The following is a 3,277-nucleotide window of genomic DNA, read 5'->3' on the forward strand; positions in this document are numbered from 1 at the left end:
GCGAGCTTGCTCGCGAAGAGGCCATCAGCCCTGTTGAATTTCTTTAAGGTTGGAAAGCACCAATGAAAATCGCCGGATCCACCCGCGCATCATTCAGGCTGACGTTCCAGTGCATATGCGGCCCGGTTGCCCGGCCAGTCGCGCCTACTTTGCCGACCACCGCGCCGCGCGCCAGTTGCTGGCCGTTCTTCACGTCGATCTTCGACATATGGCAGAACATGCTGATAAAGCCTTGGCCGTGGTCAACAAACACCGTGTTGCCGTTGAAGAAGTAATTGCCGATCAGAATCACCTTGCCCGCAGCCGGGGTCTTGATCGGCGTGCCCGCGGGCACTGCGAAATCGAGACCGGCATGAGGATTACGTTCTTCGCCATTGAAGAAGCGACGCACGCCAAACTTGCTCGACAGCGGCCCGTTGACCGGTTTGTCCAGCAGCAGATTGCTCGGCGTGTTCGGGCTGAAACTGCGGTAAGCCGCGATCTGCTCCGCCAGTTCACCCTCAATGCGCTTGAGGTTGTCGGCGTTCGGATTGACCTGCTGTTTGTTCTTCAGGGTGATGTGCTGTTCGGGATATTTCTTGCTGCCCACGGTGAAGGGCAGATTGCGCCCGCCACTGCTGATCTGCTGCGCGCCAGGCTTGACTGTCAGCGGCACGCCAACGATCGCCAACCAGTTGTTCTGCTCTTTGACCACCAATACCGGTTTGCCTTGATAAGTGGCTTTCGGCGCCTGCGCGGAGGTGCCCAGATCCACCACGGCGACGCCGCCCGGCACCGGTTTGTTCAGCAGCCGAGTGATGTAGCTGTCGGCGTGGGCGTTGAAGGTCAGGCAGAGCAACAGCAGCGGAGCGAGAAAACGCGGCATGGATCAGTCCAGTAAAGAGAGGGTGACGGGCGTCAGGTGATTGTCCTCGACGCGCACTTGCAGTCCGCCTTCGCCGAGCTTGGCTTTCAGACGCTGGCCGGTGTGGGTCTGCGCAGCATTGCGAATCGCGTGGCCACGCTCGTCGAGCAGAATGCTGTAACCACGGCCGAGAGTCGCCAACGGGCTGACCACGTGCAGCGTCTGCATCTGACTGTGCAATAGCTGACGACGCTGTTTCAGACCATCGCGCATGGCTCGGGGCAGACGCTCGGCGAGGCTGTCGAGGCGCTGGCGGAGCATGGCCAGTTGGCGCCCCGGATGTTGCCCGGCGAGACGGGTTTCCAGACGGATCAGGCGTTCTCGACGCGTATTGAGGCTGCGCTCGAAAGCGCGGCGCATGCGCATGTCCAGATCGTCCAGACGTTGCGCCTGCTGGCGCAGACGTTCGCCGGGATGGCGCAACCGTCGCGCCATGCCTTCCAGACGCAGGCGATCACGCATCAAGCGATCACGCATGCGCATCACCAGACGCCGGTGCAGGCTCTCGACCTGACGGATCAGATGGCTGGAATCCGGGGCGAGCAGTTCGGCGGCGGCCGAGGGTGTTGGTGCGCGAACGTCGGCGACAAAATCGCTGATCGAAACATCGGTTTCATGGCCGACGGCGCTGACGATCGGCGTGACACAGGCATCGACCGCGCGCGCCACCGCTTCCTCGTTGAAGCACCAGAGGTCTTCCAGCGAGCCGCCGCCACGGGCGAGGATCAGCGCGTCGAAGCCGCGGGCATCGGCCATTTTCAGCGCGCGGACGATTTGCGCAGTGGCTTCGCGGCCTTGTACGGCAGTCGGTATCAGGGTCAGTTGCACCTGCGGCGCACGGCGGCGGAACACGCTGATGATGTCGCGAATCACCGCGCCGGTTGGCGAGCTGATGATGCCGATGCGCTGCGGATGCGCGGGCAGCGGCACTTTGCGTTCGGCACTGAACAGGCCTTCGGCGCTGAGCTTTTCCTTCAGCGCATCGAAGGCCAGACGCAGCGCGCCGTCACCCGCCGGCTCAACGGTGTCGAGGATCAGCTGATAGTCGCCACGGCCTTCAAACAGCGAAACCTTGCCGCGCACCTTGACCGCCAGACCGTCCTTCAACGCTTGGCGCACGCGGGCCGCGTTCTGCCGGAACAACGCGCAACGCACCTGCGCGCCGCTGTCCTTGAGGGTGAAGTAGACGTGGCCGGACGCCGGACGTGCGAGGTTGGAAATTTCGCCTTCGACCCAGATGTTGCTGAACACGTCTTCAAGCAACACCCGCGCGCGGCCGTTGAGCTGGCTGACGGTCAGGACTTCACGGTCCAGGCCAAGTCTTGCAAAGGGATCTTTAATCATGGGGCGCAGTTTAAAGGCATTCTTCTGCTCATTGCACGAACCCTGTAGGAGCTGTCGAGTGCAACGAGGCTGCGATCTTTTGATCTTGCTTTTTCAACATCAAGATCAAAAGATCGCAGCTTTCGGCAGCTCCTACAGGGCGAGTGTCAGTCGTAACCGTCGGCGGTCTTAAAAAGGAAACGCGTTGATGAGCATGATGGAGCTGTTGGGGGCGTGGTCGTGGGGCGCGGGCGGTTGGGCGGTCATCGGGGTGGCCATCGCCTTGGCCTACATCGTATTCGGCATCGCCGGTTTCGGCACGGCGCTGGTCGCGGGGCCGATGCTGATCCTGTTCATGCCACTGTCGAAAATCGTGCCGCTGCTGGTGCTGCTGGATTTCGTCGCGGCATTCGGCAATCTGCTGCCCTCGCGCCGGGACGTCGCCAAGCCGGAATTGCTCAGGCTGCTGCCGTGCATGGCAATCGGCTGCACGCTGGGGGTGATCTTCCTGCTGAATCTGAAATCCGATCTGTTACTGCTTTTGATGGGGCTGTTTATCAGCGCCTATGCGGTTTACAGCCTGTGGGTCAAAGCGCGGCCCGCGCAGTTGTCAGCGGCGTGGGCGGTGCCGATGGGCACAGTGGGCGGGTTGTTCGGCGCGTTGTTTGGCAGTGGCGGCTTTCTTTACGCGATCTATCTGAACAGCCGCCTGCCCAAGGACGCGGCGCGGGCCACGCAAAGTGCGTTGATCAGTTGCAGCACCGTGGTGCGCTTGAGTCTGTTTGTCATCGCCGGTGTGTATGCCGAGCTACCCTTGTTGATGCTGGCGCTGTGTCTATTGCCGGCCATGGCGCTGGGCTTGTGGATCGGCCGGCGGCTGACCATGAGGTTGTCGCGCGAGGCGTTTGTGCGGCTGGTGACGTGGCTGGTGCTGGTCAGTGGCATCGCGTTGATCGTGCGCTATTTCAGCACTTGACCGGATTTCTTCAGGGATTAAGCTGCCGGCCTTCAGGGCCTCTTCGCGAGCAAGCTCGCTCCCACATTGGCATG

Annotated in this window: 3 protein-coding genes; 1 reads left to right on the plus strand and 2 read right to left on the minus strand. The window is 61.8% G+C overall.

Translation table 11 applies throughout. The features are described 5' to 3' along the window. Nucleotides 1-43: 43 nt before the first annotated feature. Both F8N49_RS26690 and xseA read right to left on the minus strand, forming a co-directional pair. Nucleotides 44-865 carry a peptidoglycan DD-metalloendopeptidase family protein gene (locus F8N49_RS26690; RefSeq protein WP_071173486.1) on the minus strand — a complete coding sequence of 274 codons (822 nt, stop codon included), beginning with the start codon at nucleotides 863-865 and terminating at the stop codon, nucleotides 44-46. Between the two features lie 3 nt (nucleotides 866-868). Then, nucleotides 869-2,248, minus strand: coding sequence for an exodeoxyribonuclease VII large subunit (xseA, locus tag F8N49_RS26695; protein ID WP_151553233.1), 1,380 nt, complete (start codon nucleotides 2,246-2,248; stop codon nucleotides 869-871). A gap of 187 nt (nucleotides 2,249-2,435) precedes the next feature. Between xseA and F8N49_RS26700 the strand changes: the two genes are divergently transcribed. Continuing rightward, nucleotides 2,436-3,203 (plus strand): sulfite exporter TauE/SafE family protein, encoded by a 768-nt coding sequence (locus F8N49_RS26700; RefSeq protein ID WP_151553234.1) that lies wholly within the window; start codon nucleotides 2,436-2,438, stop codon nucleotides 3,201-3,203. Nucleotides 3,204-3,277: the final 74 nt, after the last annotated feature.

The sequence above is a fragment of the Pseudomonas sp. GXM4 genome (assembly GCF_008923895.1).
Lineage (GTDB): Bacteria > Pseudomonadota > Gammaproteobacteria > Pseudomonadales > Pseudomonadaceae > Aquipseudomonas > Aquipseudomonas atacamensis.